22 protein-coding genes, 2 tRNA genes and 2 pseudogenes are annotated in these 18,101 nt (G+C 52.6%); 12 read left to right on the top strand and 14 right to left on the bottom strand.

The window, feature by feature from the left end:
• Positions 1-77 precede the first annotated feature (77 nt).
• The 6 genes from WMO17_RS07910 to WMO17_RS07885 all read left to right on the top strand — a co-directional run bounded on the left by WMO17_RS07910 (position 78) and on the right by WMO17_RS07885 (position 3,702).
• Positions 78-566: a sigma factor-like helix-turn-helix DNA-binding protein gene (locus WMO17_RS07910; RefSeq protein WP_097783558.1), complete on the top strand. Its 489-nt coding sequence runs from the start codon at positions 78-80 to the stop codon at positions 564-566.
• Between the two features lie 359 nt (positions 567-925).
• Positions 926-1,153, top strand: a complete 228-nt coding sequence (locus WMO17_RS07905) for a hypothetical protein (protein ID WP_055190490.1) — start codon at positions 926-928, stop codon at positions 1,151-1,153.
• 133 nt (positions 1,154-1,286) lie between these two features.
• Entirely contained in the window at positions 1,287-1,958 is a 672-nt protein-coding gene (locus WMO17_RS07900; RefSeq protein ID WP_236131763.1) for a type II toxin-antitoxin system PemK/MazF family toxin, read from the top strand.
• Entirely contained in the window at positions 1,949-2,770 is an 822-nt protein-coding gene (locus tag WMO17_RS07895) for a DUF6551 family protein (RefSeq protein WP_097783560.1), read from the top strand. The genes WMO17_RS07900 and WMO17_RS07895 overlap by 10 nt, the downstream gene beginning before the upstream one ends.
• Before the next feature lie 89 nt (positions 2,771-2,859).
• Entirely contained in the window at positions 2,860-3,045 is a 186-nt protein-coding gene (locus WMO17_RS07890; RefSeq protein WP_055190497.1) for a hypothetical protein, read from the top strand.
• Between the two features lie 129 nt (positions 3,046-3,174).
• Complete coding sequence (locus WMO17_RS07885; RefSeq protein ID WP_349137844.1) at positions 3,175-3,702, top strand: hypothetical protein; 528 nt, start codon at positions 3,175-3,177, stop codon at positions 3,700-3,702.
• A 66-nt stretch (positions 3,703-3,768) separates the two neighbouring features.
• Here the strand turns inward: WMO17_RS07885 and WMO17_RS07880 are convergent.
• Both WMO17_RS07880 and WMO17_RS07875 read right to left on the bottom strand, forming a co-directional pair.
• Positions 3,769-3,844, bottom strand: a tRNA-Ala gene (locus tag WMO17_RS07880).
• Positions 3,845-4,501: 657 nt separating this feature from the next.
• Positions 4,502-4,912 carry a hypothetical protein gene (locus tag WMO17_RS07875; RefSeq protein WP_349137843.1) on the bottom strand — a complete coding sequence of 137 codons (411 nt, stop codon included), beginning with the start codon at positions 4,910-4,912 and terminating at the stop codon, positions 4,502-4,504.
• Positions 4,913-5,160: 248 nt separating this feature from the next.
• Here WMO17_RS07875 and WMO17_RS07870 point away from each other — a divergent pair, with 248 nt between their 5' ends.
• The 3 genes from WMO17_RS07870 to sigG all read left to right on the top strand — a co-directional run bounded on the left by WMO17_RS07870 (position 5,161) and on the right by sigG (position 7,795).
• Positions 5,161-6,000 carry a sigma-E processing peptidase SpoIIGA gene (locus WMO17_RS07870; protein ID WP_349137842.1) on the top strand — a complete coding sequence of 280 codons (840 nt, stop codon included), beginning with the start codon at positions 5,161-5,163 and terminating at the stop codon, positions 5,998-6,000.
• Between the two features lie 48 nt (positions 6,001-6,048).
• On the top strand, positions 6,049-6,753 hold the full coding sequence (locus tag WMO17_RS07865) for a sigma-70 family RNA polymerase sigma factor (RefSeq protein ID WP_118526123.1): 705 nt from the start codon (positions 6,049-6,051) through the stop codon (positions 6,751-6,753).
• A gap of 274 nt (positions 6,754-7,027) precedes the next feature.
• Positions 7,028-7,795 (top strand): RNA polymerase sporulation sigma factor SigG, encoded by a 768-nt coding sequence (gene sigG / locus WMO17_RS07860; RefSeq protein WP_349137841.1) that lies wholly within the window; start codon positions 7,028-7,030, stop codon positions 7,793-7,795.
• A gap of 50 nt (positions 7,796-7,845) precedes the next feature.
• On the opposite strand, the gene WMO17_RS07855 is transcribed toward sigG, so the two are convergent.
• Positions 7,846-8,094 (bottom strand): sporulation transcriptional regulator SpoIIID, encoded by a 249-nt coding sequence (locus WMO17_RS07855; RefSeq protein WP_005945675.1) that lies wholly within the window; start codon positions 8,092-8,094, stop codon positions 7,846-7,848.
• A gap of 291 nt (positions 8,095-8,385) precedes the next feature.
• Here WMO17_RS07855 and WMO17_RS07850 point away from each other — a divergent pair, with 291 nt between their 5' ends.
• Together WMO17_RS07850 and WMO17_RS07845 are read left to right on the top strand one after the other, a co-directional pair.
• Positions 8,386-9,015 (top strand): energy-coupled thiamine transporter ThiT, encoded by a 630-nt coding sequence (locus WMO17_RS07850; protein WP_097775318.1) that lies wholly within the window; start codon positions 8,386-8,388, stop codon positions 9,013-9,015.
• 382 nt (positions 9,016-9,397) lie between these two features.
• Positions 9,398-9,473, top strand: a tRNA-Ala gene (locus WMO17_RS07845).
• A 179-nt stretch (positions 9,474-9,652) separates the two neighbouring features.
• Here the strand turns inward: WMO17_RS07845 and WMO17_RS07840 are convergent.
• The 9 genes and pseudogenes from WMO17_RS07840 to WMO17_RS07800 all read right to left on the bottom strand — a co-directional run.
• Positions 9,653-11,251, bottom strand: a complete 1,599-nt coding sequence (locus WMO17_RS07840; RefSeq protein WP_112145132.1) for a recombinase family protein — start codon at positions 11,249-11,251, stop codon at positions 9,653-9,655.
• A gap of 138 nt (positions 11,252-11,389) precedes the next feature.
• The gene (locus tag WMO17_RS07835; protein WP_015565653.1) at positions 11,390-11,575 is read right to left on the bottom strand and encodes a hypothetical protein; all 186 of its coding nucleotides are present in this window, start codon (positions 11,573-11,575) and stop codon (positions 11,390-11,392) included.
• 107 nt (positions 11,576-11,682) lie between these two features.
• Positions 11,683-12,501, bottom strand: coding sequence for a DUF6551 family protein (locus WMO17_RS07830; protein ID WP_015565652.1), 819 nt, complete (start codon positions 12,499-12,501; stop codon positions 11,683-11,685).
• Entirely contained in the window at positions 12,492-13,169 is a 678-nt protein-coding gene (locus WMO17_RS07825) for a type II toxin-antitoxin system PemK/MazF family toxin (RefSeq protein ID WP_176934468.1), read from the bottom strand. The genes WMO17_RS07830 and WMO17_RS07825 overlap by 10 nt, the downstream gene beginning before the upstream one ends.
• A 134-nt stretch (positions 13,170-13,303) precedes the next feature.
• Complete coding sequence (locus tag WMO17_RS07820; RefSeq protein ID WP_015565651.1) at positions 13,304-13,531, bottom strand: hypothetical protein; 228 nt, start codon at positions 13,529-13,531, stop codon at positions 13,304-13,306.
• Positions 13,524-13,913: a sigma-70 family RNA polymerase sigma factor gene (locus tag WMO17_RS07815; protein ID WP_349137840.1), complete on the bottom strand. Its 390-nt coding sequence runs from the start codon at positions 13,911-13,913 to the stop codon at positions 13,524-13,526. Before WMO17_RS07815 ends, WMO17_RS07820 begins: the two co-directional genes overlap by 8 nt.
• Positions 13,914-14,441: 528 nt before the next feature.
• The gene (locus WMO17_RS07810; protein WP_349137839.1) at positions 14,442-14,645 is read right to left on the bottom strand and encodes a hypothetical protein; all 204 of its coding nucleotides are present in this window, start codon (positions 14,643-14,645) and stop codon (positions 14,442-14,444) included.
• A 17-nt stretch (positions 14,646-14,662) separates the two neighbouring features.
• Positions 14,663-15,403, bottom strand: a pseudogene (locus tag WMO17_RS07805) (DUF8437 domain-containing protein); the annotation flags it as partial.
• Positions 15,397-15,609: pseudogene (locus WMO17_RS07800) on the bottom strand (replication initiator protein A); the annotation flags it as partial. The pseudogenes WMO17_RS07800 and WMO17_RS07805, both read right to left, overlap by 7 nt.
• Positions 15,610-16,074: 465 nt before the next feature.
• On the opposite strand from WMO17_RS07800, the gene bilS reads away from it, so the two are divergent.
• Complete coding sequence (bilS, locus tag WMO17_RS07795; protein WP_349137838.1) at positions 16,075-16,566, top strand: flavodoxin family protein BilS; 492 nt, start codon at positions 16,075-16,077, stop codon at positions 16,564-16,566.
• 92 nt (positions 16,567-16,658) lie between these two features.
• Here the strand turns inward: bilS and WMO17_RS07790 are convergent, their stop codons facing one another.
• Together WMO17_RS07790 and yfcE are read right to left on the bottom strand one after the other, a co-directional pair.
• On the bottom strand, positions 16,659-17,492 hold the full coding sequence (locus tag WMO17_RS07790) for a DNA-3-methyladenine glycosylase family protein (protein ID WP_349137837.1): 834 nt from the start codon (positions 17,490-17,492) through the stop codon (positions 16,659-16,661).
• Positions 17,492-18,037 (bottom strand): phosphodiesterase, encoded by a 546-nt coding sequence (yfcE, locus tag WMO17_RS07785; RefSeq protein WP_005945659.1) that lies wholly within the window; start codon positions 18,035-18,037, stop codon positions 17,492-17,494. The genes WMO17_RS07790 and yfcE overlap by 1 nt, the downstream gene beginning before the upstream one ends.
• Between the last annotated feature and the right edge of the window lie 64 nt (positions 18,038-18,101).

Below are 18,101 nucleotides of genomic sequence, written 5' to 3'. Positions count from 1 at the left end.
GGAACTGGCCGCACGGTATCCCTAGCAACTCCAAGTTTTCGATTTTTTACGATTTATCGAAAATTTGGAGGTTTGCGATGGCTTTTAATAAGGGCTATGAGTTAAAAAAGTTTGAAGCGCACTGGGAAAAGTTGCGAATCGAGTACGCAGCGGCAGGAATGGCTGAGGATGCCATTCAGAAGATGTACGACTATGACCGTCAGCAGTTCAATTCCGAACGCACCCGCATTGAGCGAACGCAGGAGTTCACTGCACCTGCGTATGAAAGCACCGAGGAAGAAGCCTCACCTCTAATGCTGCGCTATCAGGAAGCCATTACCACAACAGATACATACCACGAAACCAAGCGCAGCTTTGCATGGATTGGTGAAATCGAGGATGAGAATCTACTTGCTGCACTTGAGCAACTCTCGGATTCTGACTTAGAACTTATAACTTTGTACGCCTATGAAGAGTATGACACTGTTGAAATTTCTAAACTGTTTGGCACAACAAAGCAAAATATAAGTAAGAAAATCCGTAGAATTACTAATTTTATCAAGAACTTTCAAATCAGGGTTGTCTAAACGGCATTTTCGTCGGCTACCAAGTGAGGGGACAATTTCAAAAAGCGGCTCTTACCGCTGGCAAAACGTCCGCACTCACGAACCTTGAAAATTGAAGAGTTCAGTTGTTCGGTACTCAGATAATGATACTTCCGTAATTCGCGGCCCGGTCAGAATGTAGGCGGGGTGGCTGAGATGCCAATGAAGCGGTACAAATCCGCTGCCGAATGATTCCCCACTCGCAGGGAGCCGAGGGCGAATATGCGAGACCTGAACATATTTTATCAGGAGTGACCGGATGCTGTTTTCGGTCTCCGGTCACTCCTGTTCTTTTACATATTTATCCGCCATTCACTTTTCTAACACGGAGGACTGCTCAAATGGACGAGTTGAATCCTACGGTGCGCGAACAGGAGATCTACGAGGAGATGGAACTGACCCCGGAAATGATTAAGTCCATCCGAACCCTCTGTGCGACCTGTCTGCGGCATTTCGTAGAAGCCAAGGCTTTCAAAATCGCTCTCGTGCCGAGCGCAGACAGGAGTATGGACACCTGCACCGTCTGCCAGACCCGGCGCGGTCACGATTATGTTGTCATGCACCGCTGATGCCGGTGCTTCATTCCAATCATGGGAGGTGATGCTCGTACCGTATAAATAAAACAGCTTTCATATTTTAACAGAAGTCTGCTGCCTAGGAGGTACAGCGGGCTTCTTACATATCCAGATGGAGGTTTCGCAATTGGAATCCACTCTGAAATTCCAACGCGGAGACATCTACTTCGTCCGACTTGACAGCAGCACAGGTTCCGAACAAAACGGAACCCGCCCTGCGGTCATCCTGCAAAACGATGTAGGAAACACCCATTCACCGACTTTGATCGTTGCGACTTTGACAAGTAAGACAGAAAAGAAAGCTGCACAGCCGACTCATTGTCTGGTGGAACCGGAAAAGCTGGAGCCATCCATTGTTCAAGCCGAACAGATCTTCACCATCGACAAGAGCCGTGTCCAGAATTTTGTTGGGCACCTCACCCCGGAAGAAATGAGCCGGGTCGATGATGCCGTAAAGATCAGCCTTGCCCTGAACCCGATGGGGAGTATCCAGAAGCTCAAACCTATCATCCGCTCTGCAGCGGCTTACGCGCCGCCTGAAGTGGTTGACGGTAAGCCGCCCGTTTATCCCTATACGCCCATCAAATCCGATTTTGAGGACGCAGAGACGGTCGAAGAAATGATGTTATACACCGAACTGCAATCCGCTGTTCATGCCATGATCCAGCGGCTCGAATACAGCTTCACCTTTAATCCCAGCCTGCTCACCAGCCCGAAGCGTAAGAAGCAGGTGGCTGAGATTCTGACTGAAGCCGAAAAATACATTTGGCGAATCAAGGAGGAAATGCGATGCGCCTGAAAAACGACACGAACAATTTTGCCGCTTCTTTCAATATCACCCCGCCTTACCAGATGCTGGTGCTTCACAGCAAGATGCTGATTTATCCCCGTGAACTTTATCAGCGGGGCGTACAGCGCAAACGGGTGGAAATGATTGCTGCGGACTTCAACGAATATGTTGCGAACGAACCGAAGGTCAGTTTCCGCAACGGTAAGTATTATGTGGTGGACGGTCAGCACACTATCGAGGGGCGCATCCTCCGTAACGGCGGCAAAGACCTGCCGATTCTCTGTAAGGTCTACACCGGCCTGACGATGGAGCAGGAAGCCCTGTTCTTTGCTGAACAGAACGGTCACTCCGCACCGCTTACTGCTGGCATCAAGCTGCGCGCCAAGGTCGTGGGCGGCGATGCACCTTCCAAAGCATTTCTCGCAGCCACCAACCGGGTTGGTCTGGCGTTCAACTATGACAGCCTGCAGCTGAGCGACTACCGCATCAGCTGTGTGGGCACCGCTCTCAAGCTGTACAACCAGATGGGCGAAAAAATCTACTGCGAATCCCTGCGGCTGATCGTCGCCGCATGGGAGGGTAAGCCTGATTCATTCCGGGCATCTGTCCTGCGGGGCGTGATGCACTTCGTAGAACTGTATCACGGTGAGTTCAGCGAGGAACGGCTCATCCGTGCGCTGGGCAACGTCCATCCTATGGAGATCTACCGTGTCGGCAGGGATAATCCCGCCAAGCTGCCCGGATGGAAGAAATACGTTTTCCCCATCTACATGGCCTACAACGGCAAAGGTCGCAAGGACGCTCTGTCGATGAAGTTCTAAAACATATTCTCTCTGCCAAGGGGCATCTGCAAGCTGCGGATGTCCCTTGTTACATATTGAAAATTACAATATATAGGAGTGATGATACAATGGTCGATAAGTTTTCGCAGGTCGCTGGCAACGTTCCGGTGACCAATAACGACCCGAATCGCCGATATACCGTTATCAATGGCTATCCTGTCGTCCTCAATTTTGCAAAAGAACCCAATCCGGGTGTCTTTGAGCGTGTCCGTGACATCCTGCTCGCCACCAGCTATACCAAAAAGACCAGCTGACATCGTGGACGAGGACAAAAGAACGCGCTATACTGAGGATGGCAGTGGTATTCGGAGCAATCCATTCGCTACACCTGCTACGGAAAACTCCGCAAGCAGACGGATTGCACCGGGCAGACCGGCTACACTATGCACATTCTGGATGAGATCATCGACAAGATGGTTCGCCAGATTTTCTCCCGCTTGAGAGGTATCCCAAAAGAGCAGCTTATCACCAGCCGCTATGCGAAGGAAACTGCGGAGCGCAAGAACCATCTGCAAGCCCTTCAAGCAGAACGCGACAAGGCCGAAAAAGACTTGCTCGCCTTAAAAACTGAGATTCTGGCTGTAATCAAAGGGGAGAGTGCTTTTCCGAAAGACACTCTTGCCGAGATGATCGCAGCACAGGAAAAGAAGCACACGGAGTTGGACACTCTGTGTGAAGAAGCCAGTGCAGAACTGGAGCGAAACGCTGAATTGATGGCAAATGTATCGCAGCTGTACGAAGAATTGATCTCTTACGCAGACCTGTACGATAGTGCCAGCTTTGAAGCAAAAAAGATGATCGTCAGCCAGCTTATCCGCAGGGTAGAAGTTTATCGCGGATACCAAATCCATGTGGACTTCAACTTTGATCTTGCACAGTATTTGGAGAATAGCGATGAACTTGCTTGCTGACAAACACAAAAACACCGTTGACTTCGATTTGAAATCAACGGTGTTTGTAACTCTTATTTGAGCCAATGGTGGAGAATACCGGGATCGAACCGGTGACCTCTTGCATGCCATGCAAGCGCTCTCCCAGCTGAGCTAATCCCCCATAATTTTCCAGAAGTGGACGCTTCTGGAAAAGAGATGCTCAAACAAGAAATGCTTTATGAAGTTCAGTTGTGGGGGTGCGTGAGCGCACTGCTTGGGCTCCCAGCTGAGCTAATCCCCCATAAAATCCAAGAAGCGAACCTCTTGGATGGAGTTTTTTGTTGGGAATTTGATTGTCGCAGGACTATCTGACTGGGGGTGCGTTTTGATACCAACCGGGCTCCCAGCTGAGCTAATCCCCCATAATTTTCCAGAAGTAGAAACCTCTGGAAAAGAGATACTCAAACAAGAAACGTTTTATGAAGTTCAGTCGTGGGGGTGCGTGAGCGCACTGCTTGGGCTCCCAGCTGAGCTAATCCCCCAGATGTTCGTGCCGTGCCTGACGACGTGATTTATTATATCAGCACATCCGGGAGTTGTCAACTGTTTTTTGAAAAATTCTGCAGCAGTTTGTCTGCCAATGGAGATTTTTTTGAGATCGTCCTATCCTGCTCCATCCCTGCGCCGTTTTCCCACAGCCTGCTAAGTTTTTTATGCAAACAAAAACCCCGCACAAAACAATTGCTTGTCTTGTGCGGGGCCTCTCTAGCTCTTTTACCTGACACAACAAACGCTATGTCAAATCAAACTATCTATCCTATTCAGGAAAGATTAGTTATTAGAGAGTGGGCAGATCGCCTTTCTTAGTTTCCAGACCGATGGAGCCGCTGCCCAGAGTGTAGATAGCGGACAGGCCGCCCAGGATCTGCATGCCAGCGTTCAGAGCGCCAACAGCAAAGCCCCAGTTGCCGCCGAAGGTGTTGTAGCCCTTGTTGTAAGCCTTATCCAGATTCTTAACAGAGAAGCCGATCACATCGCCGGGAACGTAGTTGCCATCGAACAGCTGGCCCAGAATGTCGTTGGTGTACTTAGCCAGGAAAGAGTTGCCAACGATCTTGATCACGTTAGCGGAAACGTTCTGCCAGTTAGCAGTGGTCATAGCGGGAGCCAGGACATCAACCAGGCTACCACCAACAACGTAGGTCATCTCGTTTTCTGCAACAGCAGAGAAGTTTGCAGGCATCATCATAATGAATTTCTCCCTTCAAATTTAGAAAGATATTTGCAAGCCATTTGTTTGGCTTACGTCCCTTACTAGGATGGCAATAATATACCACACTTTCCAGAAATGTTCAAGTACTTTTTTGAAAAAAATGTGAAAAATGTGATAGACTGTGAAAATCCGGTCTCAAAATTCTTACAGAAGCCGCTTTTTTGCACACAGCGACACGTTTTTTTACGGAATTGGAAGATACTGGAATTTGAAAGGGATCGTGTATGAAAACCGTGATCTATCTGGACGAACTGCTGCTGACGAACTTTCTGGCCGCAGCAGCGCTGCTTTTGGGCTCAGGGCTTTTGTGTGCGCGGCAGTGCAGCGGTCTGCGGCTGATGGCGGGCAGTGCGGCAGCGGCAGCGGCTTCGCTGGGCATTCTGCTGCCGGAGCTGCCCGAGCCTGCAGCTTTCCTTTATAAGGTGTTCACCTGCTGTGCCGCTGTAGCTGCGGCTTACGGCGTGCCGGGCCTGCGCAATTTTGTGCAGCTGTGTGTGTGGTATCTGCTGCTGAACCTGCTGCTGTGCGGAGCCGTACTGCTGCCCGGAGTGCAAAGCGCAAATCTCTGCGTCTATCTGCCGCTGTCCCCGGGCCGGCTGCTGCTGTGCTGCGGTGCAGTGCTTGCCGTGCTGCGCGGTGTACTGTTCTGCTTTGGCCGTGCAGGCACCCGCTGCTTTGCCGCTGTGCTGGAGCTGGAAGGTGCAGCCCTCTCCGTACAGGCTTTCTGCGACACCGGCTTCTCAGTGCAGGACCCGCTGACCGGGCAGGCAGTGGTTCTGGTCTATTATCCTGCCGTGCGCAGTGCCCTGCCGCCGGAGCTGCGCACATTTTTGGACCGTTATTTTGCCTGCGGCACGGCACCGCCGTCGGAGCTGCGGGTGCGGCTGGTGCCCTGCACCACCATTGCCGGGCACTGCGTGCTGCCTGCCGTTCCGGCCAAGGCCCTGCGCACCAGCAAAGGCAGTGCAGCGGGCATTCTGGCAGCATTCTGCCGCCCGGAAACACAGCAGCCATGGACAGCTCTGCTGGGCAGCGAACTGGCCGTACAGCTGGGCATCCGCTGAGAAGCGCTTGATGCGATCGATACTTATAGATGTACAGGAGGGGTATTCATGTTTCATGTTCTGCACCGGTTCTGGCGTTGGCTCCTTGCACGGCTGGGCTATTGCGGCGGCGCACATTTTCTGGCGGGCGCGCCCAGCCTGCCCCCGCCCCTGACCCCGGAACAGGAAAAGGTCCTGCTGGCCCGTATGGCTGCAGGCGATGCCGCTGCCCGGGACGACCTGATCACCCACAACCTGCGGCTGGTGGTGTATCTTGCCAAAAAGTACGAAAGCAGCGGTGTGCCTGCCGAGGACATGATCAGCATTGGCACCATCGGGCTGATCAAGGCGGTGAACACCTTCACGCCAGAGCGCAGCATCAAGCTGGCCACCTACGCCAGCCGCTGCATCGGCAATGAAATTCTGATGTACTTACGCAAAAGCTCCAACCGCCGTCAGGAAGCCAGCATCGACGAACCGCTGAACGTGGATGGCGACGGCAACGAGCTGCTGCTTTCTGATATTCTGGGCAGTGATGAGAACCAGATCAGCCAGCGGCTGGAACAGGATGCGGAGCGTGCCGTTCTTCGCCGGGCCGTGGACAGCCTGTCCCCGCGGGAACGGCAGATCATGGAGCTGCGCTTTGGTCTGGCGGACGGCATTGAGCGCACCCAGAAGGAGGCCGCCGACGCACTGGGCATCAGCCAAAGCTACATTTCCCGGCTGGAAAAACGGATCATCCATACCTTAAAAGTACAATTGGAAAACGAGTGAGGTGAAAAAACGCGGACTGCCGCCCGCTGGGCTTGACAATCCACGCTGATTTGCGTATAATAAAACTACAAAAGGCGCTGGCCCTGCAAACGGCTAGTTCCTTACCGGATTAGTCAAGAAAAGATGACCGCTCGGATTGGGACTCGAGGCGGTCATTTTTTATTTTGCCGCGCTTTCCTGTCAAACGGGAAAGCGCACAGTTTTTTCCACGCATACAATGCCGCTGCGCATCCCATACTCCCGGTGAAGATCAAAACAGACCGGGGGCGTTTGGATGTACAACAAAGTGGAGCTGTGCGGCATGAACACTGCAAAGCTGCCTGTGCTGACCGAAACCGAAAAACGGGAGCTGCTGGCCCGCGCCCACGCCGGTGATGCAGCAGCCCGGGAACAAATGGTGGAAGGCAACCTGCGGCTGGTGCTCAGCGTGGTGCAGCGGTTCGCCCAGCGCGGCGAAAATCTGGACGACCTGTTTCAGGTGGGGTGCATCGGGCTTATCAAGGCCATCGATCATTTTGACCCCGCCCAGCCGGTGCGCTTCTCCACCTACGGCGTGCCCATGATCATTGGCGAGATCCGGCGTTTTCTGCGGGACAACAACGCCCTGCGGGTGAGCCGCAGCCTGCGGGATACCGCCTACCGGGCCATGCAGAGCCGCGAAGCGCTGGAAAAGCAGCTGGGCCGCGAGCCGACCATGGACGAGATCGCCCAGAGCGCCGGGCTCACCCGCCGGGAAGTGACGGCGGCGCTGGAATCGGTGGTGGAGCCGATCAGTCTGGAAGAGCCGGTGTACACCGATGGCGGCGATGCAATGTATGTGATCGATCAGGTGCGGGACCCGGACGGCGAGGACAGCTGGATCAGCGGGCTGCAGTTCCGGCAGACCGTGGCCGGGCTGACCCCGCGGGAAAAGCGGATCATGGAGCTGCGCTACCTGCAGGGCAAGACCCAGATGGAGGTGGCGCGGGAGATCGGCATCAGTCAGGCACAGGTCAGCCGGTTGGAAAAAGGCGCACTGAGCCAGTTCCGCACCCGGGACTGAACCTAAAAAAGGCGGCACAGCTTCCGTTTTGTTCGGAAGTGTGCCGTCTTTTATCTGCGGCTGTATTTGCGCCGGGTGGCCGCACCGCCGCGCAGATGCCGCTCTGCCTTATTGCAGGCCAGAACCGCCCGCACCTGCCGGAACAGCTCCGGCTGCAGCGTCCGCAGCCGCACCGCAACATCCTTGTGCACGGTGGACTTGCTGCACCCGAACACCGCTGCCGCCGCACGCACTGTGGCCCGGTTGGCCGCGATATATTCGCCCAGCTGTACCGCCCTCTGTTCGGGGTCTCCCTTCATATCCAGACTCCTCCCATTGTGAACTTATGGTACAGCCTATGCACAGGCCGGGGCAGATATGTTCCGCCGGGGCTTGACTTTTGCGCCGGACGCGCTATACTTTTGCATGGACATAAAAACAGGGGTGCCGAAAGGCTGAGATCCGCGTTTTGCGGAGTACCCTTTTACCTGACCGGACAATGCCGGCGTGGGAGTTTGCAGAACTGTCCGTTCTTTCACAAACCCCGTGCGCCTGCTGGAAGCGGGCGCATTTTGTTTTTGTGTACTATTGTTCTGAGAAGAGGAATCCCTATGACCAAAACCTATTCCAAAACCCGCATTCTGGTGGAGGGTGCGCTGATGATCGCCCTGTCCACCGTTTTGAGCATGATCCAGATCCCGCTCATGCCCCACGGCGGTTCCATCACCCTGTTCAGCATGGTGCCCATTCTGGTAATGAGCTACCGCCACGGCGCAAAGTGGGGCATCATGACCGCTTTCGTCAACAGCCTGATCCAGCTTGTGCAGGGCCTTGGCAATCTGGCATACTGCCAGACCCTCACGGCACAGGTGGGCTGCGTGCTGCTGGACTACCTTCTGGCCTTCACGGTTCTGGGCTTTGCCTGCCTGATCGCAAAGCCTTTCCGCAGCCGCACCGTGGGTGTCGGTGTCAGCGCCTTTGTGGTGTGCCTGCTGCGCTTTTTGTGCAGCTTTCTGTCCGGTTACATCGTCTGGAAGGACTACGACTACGCTTTCAGCTGGATGACCGAGATCGGCTTTCCCGGCATCTCCAACATGAGCGTGGACGGTCTGTGCTGGCTGTACAGTGCCGTGTACAACGCCACCTACATGCTGCCCGAAGCCATCCTGACCACGGTCCTTGTGGTGATCCTGATCCGTGTCGCACCGCAGATCTTCGACCCGCAGAACGCAAGAGCGTAAGTTTTTTCGCAGTCATTTTTCCCGCCGGGAAGGGCATTTCCCCGGCGGGAATTTTTTTGCAGAAAATCCCAAAAAAGCTGTTGACAATCCGGCAAAGCGCTGGTATAATTACTCCTGTCGTCAGGCACGGCACAAACATCTGGGGGATTAGCTCAGCTGGGAGCCCAGGCAGTGCGCTCACGCACCCCCACGACTGAACTTCATAAAACGTTTCTTGTTTGAGCATCTCTTTTCCAGAGGTTTCCACTTCTGGAAAATTATGGGGGATTAGCTCAGCTGGGAGCCCGGTTGGTATCAAAACACACCCCCAGTCAGATAGTCCTGCGACAATCAAATTCCCAACAAAAAACTCCATCCAAGAGGTTCGCTTCTTGGATTTTATGGGGGATTAGCTCAGCTGGGAGAGCGCTTGCATGGCATGCAAGAGGTCAGCGGTTCGATCCCGCTATTCTCCACCAAAAAAGCACTGTACTTCGTAGGAAGTATGGTGCTTTTCTTTTTGCTTTCTTGGAGGTCACACTGAAAATCAGCCAAATGCCTGATTTTGCAGGCGTATGGACGGCAACCCCCAATTCTTGCTGTTTCGTTGTTTTTGAAAATGCTTGTTCGATGCCCGACTGTTTTGCAGGCGGACGTATCACTCCCCCTCAATGTAAGGAGTGAGATCGAAGTTGAACGAGATGTTGATCTGGTATCCGCGATATACGTCTACCCTGCGGATGAGCTGGTTGACGATCATCTTCTTCGCTTCAAAATTTGCACTGTCGTACAGGTCAGCATAAGAAATCAGTTCATCATACAGCCGCGACACTTTATCCATCAGCTCAGCCGTTTTCTCCAGTTCTTCACTGGCCGCTTCGCAAAGGTTTTCCAGCTCCGTGAGTTTCTCTTCCTGCGCTGTAATCATTTCGGCAAGGGTTTCTCTCGGTAACACGCTTTCACCTTTGATGCAAGCTAAAACCTCGGTTTTCAGTGCGAACAGGTCTTTTTCTGCCTTGTTCCGCTGTGTCTGAAGGTCTTGCAGATGATTCTTGCGTTCCGCATTCTCTTTTTCATAGCGTTTTGTAACGATCTGCTCTTTGGGGATACCCCTCATCTTGGAGAAAATCTGGCGGACAGCTTTATCAATGATCTCATCCAGAATGTGGACGGTATATCCCGTCTGCCCGGTGCAGTTGGTCTGCTTGCGGAGCTTTCCGTAACAGGTATAGCGAATACGCAGCGTATCGTCTAACGATCCATCTGCCATTTTTCGCCATTTACGGCTGCTGGTCAGTTCCAGCTTTGCACCGCAGTGTCCGCAGTAAGCGTTGCCGGCAAGCAGCGACTTCCCATGGATGTTCAAAGGAAGACGATTTTCGGCTTCCGCAGTTGAGCGCACAGAGCGTTCATTCCGAATGCGCTGTGCGTTTTCAAACTGTTCCTGCGGGACAATCTGCAAATCCGGCATCAATTCTGACCGTGCATCCCCACAGCGGAGAACGCCGGTGTAGGTCAGGTTTTGTACCATCCCCCGAATACTGGATGGGTGCCAGCACTTTCCAGACCTTGCGCGATAGCCAGAATTGTTCAGATAGGTAGCAATGTGCTGCGGGCCGTAGCCCTCATACACATATTTGTCAAAGACAATCCGCACTACGGCAGCTTCCTGCTCGTTGATGTGCAGTTCGTACAGTTCATGCTTGCGCTTGTTGATACGCCCACTCCGTACAAGGTCATAGCCATAAGGCGCATTTCCGCCCTTGAAGTGACCTTCTTCTACAAGCTGGCGCAGACTGGTGCGGGTACGGACGGAAGTCTTTTCGCTTTCTCCGTCCGCCTGCCAGAATCGGATGTAGTTCAGCAGTTTGTCAGTGTGGTTGTCGAAACGCTGCTCACCCTCTTGGGTACTCCATACCCGGATGCCGTTCCGTACAAACCATTCCACAACAAAGGGCGTTTCATCTGCGATACGACCGATACGGTCGAACATGAATACCAGCAGGATATCGAACTTGCCCTTTCGGGCATAGTCCTTGATGATCTGGAGCTTGTCGCGGGCGGCGGCCCGGACTTTGTGGCCGGACACGCCTTCTTCCTGTTCTTCATGGACGATGACCCAGCCCTTCGATTCAGCGAATTTATGGCAAGCCTTTCGCTGCATGGGCAGGTCTGCTTCATGGTTGGAGTTGAAATCCACCTGCTTATCGGTGGAAACGCGGTACAAGCAGCACACGCGATTGTTATTTCTTGTCATTGTAAATTCCTCACTTTCATCATAAAAGTGGGGATAGGCTTTATTTCGTTGTCAAAGAACGTCCGGCAATGGCTCGGTTTGTAATATCGCCCGTTACCGCACTCAGTATAGCGTTTGATTCTGCATTCGTCCATGATGTCAACCTACCTTCTTCGTATAGCTGGTGGCAAGCAGGATGTTCCGAATGCGCTCAAACGCTTCCGGGTTGGGTTCCTTGGAAAAGCTAAAAACGACAGGATAACCGTTGATTACATGATATTGCCGGTCGGCATCACGGTCAGCCGCAGGAAGGTTCTCTGCGACCTGTGAAAATTTATCGATCATAAGATTGTAACTCCTATTATGAATAAATGCTGTTGTCTTAATATGTAACAATGGGCATCTGCGTTGTGCGGATGCCCATTGTCTTTAAGGAGAGATTCCTGTAAATGTCAGAACTTCATCGGCAGCGCATCCTTACGGGATTTGCCGTTGTACGCCGCATAGATGGGGAAAACGTATTTCTTCCATCCGGGCAGCTTTGCCGGGTTGTCCATCCCGGTGCGGTAGATTTCCATGGGATGGACGCTGCGCAGGGCACGGATCAGCCGTTCCTCGTTGAACTCACCGTGATACACTTCCACGAAGTACATCACACCCTTCAGGACTGCGGCACGGAAGGAATCGGGTTTGCCCTCCCATGCGTCCACAATCAGCCGCAGAGCCTCGCAGTAGATTTTCTCGCCCATCTGGTTGTACAGCTTGAGTGCAGTGCCTACGCAGCTGATGCGGTAGTCGCTCAACTGCAAGCTGTCATAGTTGAAGTCCAGACCCACCCGGTTGGTGGCTGCGAGGAATGCCATGGAAAGAGCATCCTCGCCCACGACCTTGGCACGGAGCTTGATGCCCGCCGTCAGCGGTGCAGCGTGACCGTTCTGCTCTGCGAAGAACAGGGCTTCCTGCTGCATCGTCAGACCCGTATACACCTTGCAGAGAATCGGGAGGTCTTTGCCACCGTTGCGCAGGATACGCGCTTCAATGGTGTGCTGGCCGTCCGTCACATAATACCGGCCATTGCGGAAGCTGATTTTCGGTTCGTTCGCCGTATATTCATTGAAGTCTCTTGCAATCAGCTCAACGCGCTTACGCTGGATGCCCCGCTGATAAAGCTCGCGCGGGTAGATTAGCTTGCTGCTGTGAATGACCACCATCTGATAAGGAGTGGCCACATTGAAAGATGCGGAAAAGTTGTTGGTGTTGCTCAGTCGCATTGCATTTCCTCCCGGATTCTCCAGATGTATTTTTCGGCTTCTGCTAAAATCTCACTGACCTGCTGCTTACGCTTCGGGATGGTGAGCAGGCTGGGATTAAAGGTAAAGCTGTATTCGAGCCGCTGTATCATGGCATGAACAGCGGATTGCAGCTCGGTGTACAGCATCATTTCCTCCACGCTCCCTGCGTCCTCAAAGGACGATTGAATGGGTGTGTAGGGATAGACAGGCGGCTTGCCATCCACTACTTCCGGCGGCGCATACGCTGCCGTGGAGCGGATGATGGGCTTGAGCTTCCGAATGCTGCCCAGTGGGTTTAAGGCAAGACTGTTCTTCAAGGCATAATCGAGCCGCTGCATATCTTCCGGGGCGAGATGCCCTAAGTATTTCAAAATGCGGCTTTTGTCGATGGTGAAGATCTGTTCTGCCAGAGCCATAGAGGACATAGACAGCCCTTCGTTTTCCAATAAGCAGTGTGTCGGCTGAGTTACTTTCTTTTCCGTATTGCTTGTCAGAGGGACAACAATGAGGGTCGGTGCGTAGGTATTGCCCACATCATTCTGAATGATGACCGCAGGGCGGTCGCCGTGCTGTTCCGAGCCGGTACTTGTGTTTCCGAATTGGACGTAGTAAATGTCTCCGCGCCGGAACTTCCAGTTTTGCTGCAAATGTTTACCTCCATGTTTTGTTATGTACAAAGCCCGCTGCTTTTTCTTGGCAGCGGGCTTCGTTCAATTTATGGTGGCATTCATTTTAATGGGGTGTGTTATCACCTCCCCGGTGACAAAGTGCAGTGCCGGACTTACCGGTGCATAACAACATAGTCATGCCCACGGTTGGTCTGGCAGACCGTGCAGGTGTCCATGCTCTTGTCAGGGCTGGGCACGAGCGCAATTTTGAAAGCCTTAGCTTCCACGAAGTGCCGGAGGCAGGTCGCGCAGAGGGTTCGGATGGATTTGACCATTTCCGGGGTCAGCTCCATTTCCTCGTAAATCTCCTGCTCCCGCACGGTAGGATTCAATTCAACCATAGAGATGTCCTCCTATGTCGGGTAGTTGTTTTGCGGATAGATATGGATCCTCCTCTTTCAATTTCTCAAGGGCAGAGAGCAAGCGTTCATCTTCAATTTCGCCAATCCATGTAAAACGACTTTTGGTCTCCCTGTATGTGTCGGCCATCAAAATAGCTTCTTCATAGCGGTCGTTACTATGGGTGTCCTCCGTGTCTGCATCATTAAAGGCGAGGTCTTTTGAATGTCGATAGTACCGCTGTTCGGAGTTGACAACTTGAACATCAAAGTTGTACATCTCTTGAATTGCTTCCTCTGACATTCCTGCTTCCCGGTACTGGATACGCAGTTTCTTCCACTTGTTTTCCAGACGTACATGCTCAAAACCATTGTTAAATCCCATGTTAAACCTCCAAATTTTCGATAAAGCGTAAAAAGTTGAAAATTTGGAGATTCTAGGGATACTTTGCGGCCAGTTCCAGCCACGAAAAGAGGGCAAAAAGAAACATGAAATGTCCTTTCCACTGGATGCGGAGGATGAGGACACTTCACTGTTGGACAGGGCACTGGCTTTTCTTTGGGCGCAAAAAAGAGACGCATTAAAGAAAAGGGTACAAACACTGTTTTCCATCCGCGGATGGAAAGCAATATGAGTATCCTCAGCCTTTAATGCATCTCAGGCTTTCGATATATTTTTCTTCGTTACAGGTCAAAAGCGGTTTATCCGGCTAAAAAAAGGACAAAAAAATAAAACCCTCGCGGCCAGACAACAAGGCTTTGACTTGCCTTGTTATCATAGCACACGAGGGTCTTATAGAAGTCACATGACGGTCTTATGAAAGTCACATGGAACGATTTTAGAAAAAATAAGGTCACACAGAAGTTGTATGAAGGTCACACGAAAGTCGCATGACGCAACTACGTTATTTTATCATTCGAGTGAGTTGAGTAGTTTCTGGTATTCATCTTCGGGCAGCTTTTGCTTCGCAGCCGCAAGCTCGCCCGCTGCCATCTCGTCCATGTGCTGCTTCTGGTACGAGCGAATAAGCCAATAGTAGGCTTTTGTGTTTTCCGGCGCGATGGTCAGGGCCAGTGCAGCATCCCGATGAAGCAGATCGTATGCGTGGAAGTCCATCAATTGCTTCAGCAGTTCATTCTCGCACAGAATTTTTTGCGATTAGCGGGTTCAAAATCTTTTTTGCTGGTAACCAGCAGCTTTGCATTGGGGTACAGGCGTAAAAACTCGCTGGCCCATTGTTCCGTCAAATGATTTGGCACGACAAAAAGACTTTTTTGACATAAGCCCAGACGTTTCAGTTCCATAGCGGAAGCCGCCATCTCAAAACTCTTGCCGGCACCGACTTCGTGCGCCAAAAGGGTGTTGTACCCATACAGCACATGGGCAACTGCATTGCGCTGATGCTCTCGCAAATTGATCTCTGGGTTCATGCCCACAAAATGAATGTGACTACCGTCATACTCACGGGGCCGGGTGCTGTTAAAGAGCTCGTTGTACTTTTTTACCAGCAAGGCGCGCCGCTGCGGGTCTTTCCAGACCCAGCCAGCAAAAGCGTCCTTGATAGCCTGCTGTTTCTGCTGGGCGAGGGTGGTTTCGTTCTGATTCAGCACGCGCTTTTCCTTGCCATCCTCCACGATGGTATCATAAACGCGGCTGTCACGCAAATTTAAGGTATCTTCCAAACTCTTATAAGCATTGGCTCGGCGGGTACCGTAGGTTTCGGTGGCTATAATGTCACCGAAGCCAGTAGCAGATTTATTGCTGATCCGCCATTCGGAGGTATAGGGAGAATAGCGGACAGTAATGGAGTTGTTGTAGCGGATGCGGTAAGGCGGCTGAAAAGTTTCCATCATGAACTGCTGCACGATAGATCTTCGATTGTGAAGATGATGAACACCCGGCCTTGTTCGTCCAGCCAACCATTTTTAGCAGATAGGCTCATGCGGTCGAGCAGGATACCGTACAGTGTTTTGGCATCGGTTGACAGGCTCTGGAATCGTGGTTCCTGAAACAGTGCTTTGGGTATGCGGTAGAATGAGAAAAGCTCTCCGGCTTGTCCATAGAAGTAATCAAGGGTCATGCGGCTGTGCTCTGAAATAGCGTCGGTAAGATGTTGACATTGTAGAAAACCTCCTCGCAATAGATTTTTTGAAATAAAAAGCGCAATTCCGATTTTTGAAAATCAAAATTGCGCTTTTCAGCTTGATAAATAAGAAGATTTCAACCTGTTTGGTACCGAAAGAGGGATAAAACATCTTGACAACACCTAGAGACAGGTTGTAAACTATACATCGTCAATAAAACTCGTTTAAGCAACAGAGTTGCTTCTGGGTGAGAATGCGTCTTTCTTAAAATAAAGCGTTATAACGACAAATATCGTTCATCCTCGCACCTTTGCGTGGGGGTGCGTGAGTGCGTGGTTCGGGAGAGCGCTTGCATGGCATGCAAGAGGTCACCGGTTCGATCCCGGTATTCTCCACCAGAAGGAAAAGCACCGCACGGAAACGTGTGGTGTTTTTTGTTGTTACCGACCAAAGGAGAAACTATGAGCTACGCGATCGTATTCAGCAGTAAAACAGGCAACACAAAATTATTGGCAGACACGCTGCACGCCTGTCTGCCACAGGAAAACTGCTGCTATTTTGGCACCCCGGACCCTGCTGCCATGGAAGCGGACGACCTCTATGTGGGCTTCTGGACAGACAAGGGAAACGCTGACGAAAGCACTTTGGACTTTTTGAAGCAGGTGCACGGCAAAAATATCTTCCTTTTTGGCACCGCCGGCTTTGGCGGCAGTGAGGAGTATTTCAACAAGATCCTGAAAAAGGTGGAGCGTTCACTGGACAGGAGCAACACGGTCTTCGGCCGTTATATGTGTCAGGGCAAGATGCCGCTTTCGGTACGCCAGCGGTATGAGGGCATGAAAAAGCAGCCGATCCATCTGCCCAATCTGGATGCGCTGATCGAGAATTTTGACAACGCCCTTTCTCACCCGGATGCAGAAGATCTGGAACGGTTAAAGCAGGCGGTAAAATGATCAAAAGGCAGCGGTTTTCCTCAAACAGAGGAAGCCGTTGCCTTTTTTGCTTAGCGGATGATCCTACGCTCCTGCCTGCGGCTCCGCGGTTCTTATCCCACGCTTCTTTTATAAAAGAACAGGTACTGCTGCACGATGCCTGCTTCCAGCCCGAACTGCGGGAACGGGTCCTGCCCGGCAAATTCGTCCCGGATGAGCCGTTCGATCCAGACATCCACCGGCACACGGCCCACACGGCCATAGCCGAACAGACACACGCAGTTTGCCACCTTTTTGCCAACACCGTCCAGTTCCATCAAACGGGCAAAAAGTGCTTCATCGGGCAGGGAAGCCAGCTTCTTCAGGTCCAGTGTACCCTCTGCCGCCTGCTGCGCCGCATGCAGCACGTAGCGGGTGCGGTAGCCAAGACCGCACTCCTGCAGCGCCTGCTCCCCGGCACAGCAGAGCGCTTCTGCTGTCGGGAACGCATACACCGGCCCTTCGCTATCGCTGCCCAGCCGCTCGCCAAACCGCTCCGAAAGCAGCTCTACCGCCCTGCGGATAGCCGGGATGCTTTTTCGCTGCGAGATGATGAAGCTGACCAGCATCTCCCACTCATCCTGACGCAGCACCCGGATGCCCCGGCCATATTCCATGGCACGCTGCAGAAAGTCGTCCTGGCTGTCCAGCTTTCCGCGCAGGGCGGCATAGCTGCGGCCAAGGTCGAAGTAACCGTGCCAGAAGGTTTCCGCGCCCGGCTCACACCGCACCGTGTAGGTTCCGCTGCGCAGTGGTCTGAGGTAAAGCAGCTGTCTCCCGGAAACAAACCGATACCAGCCCTCCGCCTGCTTCCGGGGGCGAAAGCACTGGCCGCTTTCCAGAATTTTGTCCGGGTCGAAATCATCCCGGATCTGAACCGTTTTCTCTTCCTGCTCCATTGCCCCCATCACAGCTCCAGCTCCCGGTACACTTCGCCTTCCAGCGTTTTCCAAAGGAAAGTCTCCCCTTCCAGTGTCATATAGCTATGTGCACTCCCCTCCTTCGGGATGCTCACAGAACCGGGGTTCAGGTAGAGATTGCCTTCGCCGAACTCTGTCCACGCCGGAATGTGGGTGTGGCCATGCAGTAGGACATCCCCCGGAGCCAGCGGCGGCAGGTTTTTCAGGTTGTGCACATGACCGTGGGTAGCGTAAACGAGCCGCCTGCCCACCGGCAGCACCGCATAGTCGGCCAGAATGGGAAAATCCAGCACCATCTGATCCACCTCAGCGTCACAGTTGCCCCGCACGCACAAAAGCGCCGGCTTCAGCCCGTTCAGGAGCGGGATGACCTCCTTCGGGGCATAGCCCTCCGGCAGGTCGTTGCGGGGGCCGTGATACAAAAGATCCCCCAGCAAAAGCAGCCGATCTGCTCTCTCCCGCTCAAACGCTTTGATCATTTTTTTGCAATAAAACGCCGACCCGTGCAGGTCGGATGCGATCATCCATTTCATGGCAGGATTCTCCTTATTTTATAAAGTATCTATTTTTATTTTAGCCTCCCGGTGAAAAATGGTC

The organism is Faecalibacterium faecis (assembly GCF_040096475.1).
In the GTDB taxonomy this organism is placed as follows: domain Bacteria; phylum Bacillota; class Clostridia; order Oscillospirales; family Ruminococcaceae; genus Faecalibacterium; species Faecalibacterium taiwanense.
The sequence above is the reverse complement of the archived record's forward strand: the minus strand, read 5'-3'. Positions and strand labels throughout refer to the sequence as shown.

What these genes read in the sequence shown, in the direction of transcription:
- bilS (WP_349137838.1), top strand. Translation starts at nt 16,075, where the DNA reads ATGAGCTACGCGATCGTATTCAGCAGTAAAACAGGCAACACAAAATTA.
- WMO17_RS07820 (WP_015565651.1), bottom strand. Translation starts at nt 13,531, where the DNA reads ATGGTTGAATTGAATCCTACCGTGCGGGAGCAGGAGATTTACGAGGAA.
- WMO17_RS07910 (WP_097783558.1), top strand. Translation starts at nt 78, where the DNA reads ATGGCTTTTAATAAGGGCTATGAGTTAAAAAAGTTTGAAGCGCACTGG.
- WMO17_RS07890 (WP_055190497.1), top strand. Translation starts at nt 2,860, where the DNA reads ATGGTCGATAAGTTTTCGCAGGTCGCTGGCAACGTTCCGGTGACCAAT.
- WMO17_RS07905 (WP_055190490.1), top strand. Translation starts at nt 926, where the DNA reads ATGGACGAGTTGAATCCTACGGTGCGCGAACAGGAGATCTACGAGGAG.
- yfcE (WP_005945659.1), bottom strand. Translation starts at nt 18,037, where the DNA reads ATGAAATGGATGATCGCATCCGACCTGCACGGGTCGGCGTTTTATTGC.
- WMO17_RS07875 (WP_349137843.1), bottom strand. Translation starts at nt 4,912, where the DNA reads ATGATGATGCCTGCAAACTTCTCTGCTGTTGCAGAAAACGAGATGACC.
- WMO17_RS07790 (WP_349137837.1), bottom strand. Translation starts at nt 17,492, where the DNA reads ATGGGGGCAATGGAGCAGGAAGAGAAAACGGTTCAGATCCGGGATGAT.
- WMO17_RS07870 (WP_349137842.1), top strand. Translation starts at nt 5,161, where the DNA reads ATGAAAACCGTGATCTATCTGGACGAACTGCTGCTGACGAACTTTCTG.
- WMO17_RS07885 (WP_349137844.1), top strand. Translation starts at nt 3,175, where the DNA reads ATGCACATTCTGGATGAGATCATCGACAAGATGGTTCGCCAGATTTTC.
- WMO17_RS07855 (WP_005945675.1), bottom strand. Translation starts at nt 8,094, where the DNA reads ATGAAGGGAGACCCCGAACAGAGGGCGGTACAGCTGGGCGAATATATC.
- WMO17_RS07810 (WP_349137839.1), bottom strand. Translation starts at nt 14,645, where the DNA reads ATGGACTTCCACGCATACGATCTGCTTCATCGGGATGCTGCACTGGCC.
- WMO17_RS07865 (WP_118526123.1), top strand. Translation starts at nt 6,049, where the DNA reads ATGTTTCATGTTCTGCACCGGTTCTGGCGTTGGCTCCTTGCACGGCTG.
- WMO17_RS07830 (WP_015565652.1), bottom strand. Translation starts at nt 12,501, where the DNA reads ATGCGACTGAGCAACACCAACAACTTTTCCGCATCTTTCAATGTGGCC.
- WMO17_RS07840 (WP_112145132.1), bottom strand. Translation starts at nt 11,251, where the DNA reads ATGACAAGAAATAACAATCGCGTGTGCTGCTTGTACCGCGTTTCCACC.
- WMO17_RS07895 (WP_097783560.1), top strand. Translation starts at nt 1,949, where the DNA reads ATGCGCCTGAAAAACGACACGAACAATTTTGCCGCTTCTTTCAATATC.
- WMO17_RS07835 (WP_015565653.1), bottom strand. Translation starts at nt 11,575, where the DNA reads ATGATCGATAAATTTTCACAGGTCGCAGAGAACCTTCCTGCGGCTGAC.
- WMO17_RS07850 (WP_097775318.1), top strand. Translation starts at nt 8,386, where the DNA reads ATGACCAAAACCTATTCCAAAACCCGCATTCTGGTGGAGGGTGCGCTG.
- sigG (WP_349137841.1), top strand. Translation starts at nt 7,028, where the DNA reads ATGTACAACAAAGTGGAGCTGTGCGGCATGAACACTGCAAAGCTGCCT.
- WMO17_RS07815 (WP_349137840.1), bottom strand. Translation starts at nt 13,913, where the DNA reads ATGGGATTTAACAATGGTTTTGAGCATGTACGTCTGGAAAACAAGTGG.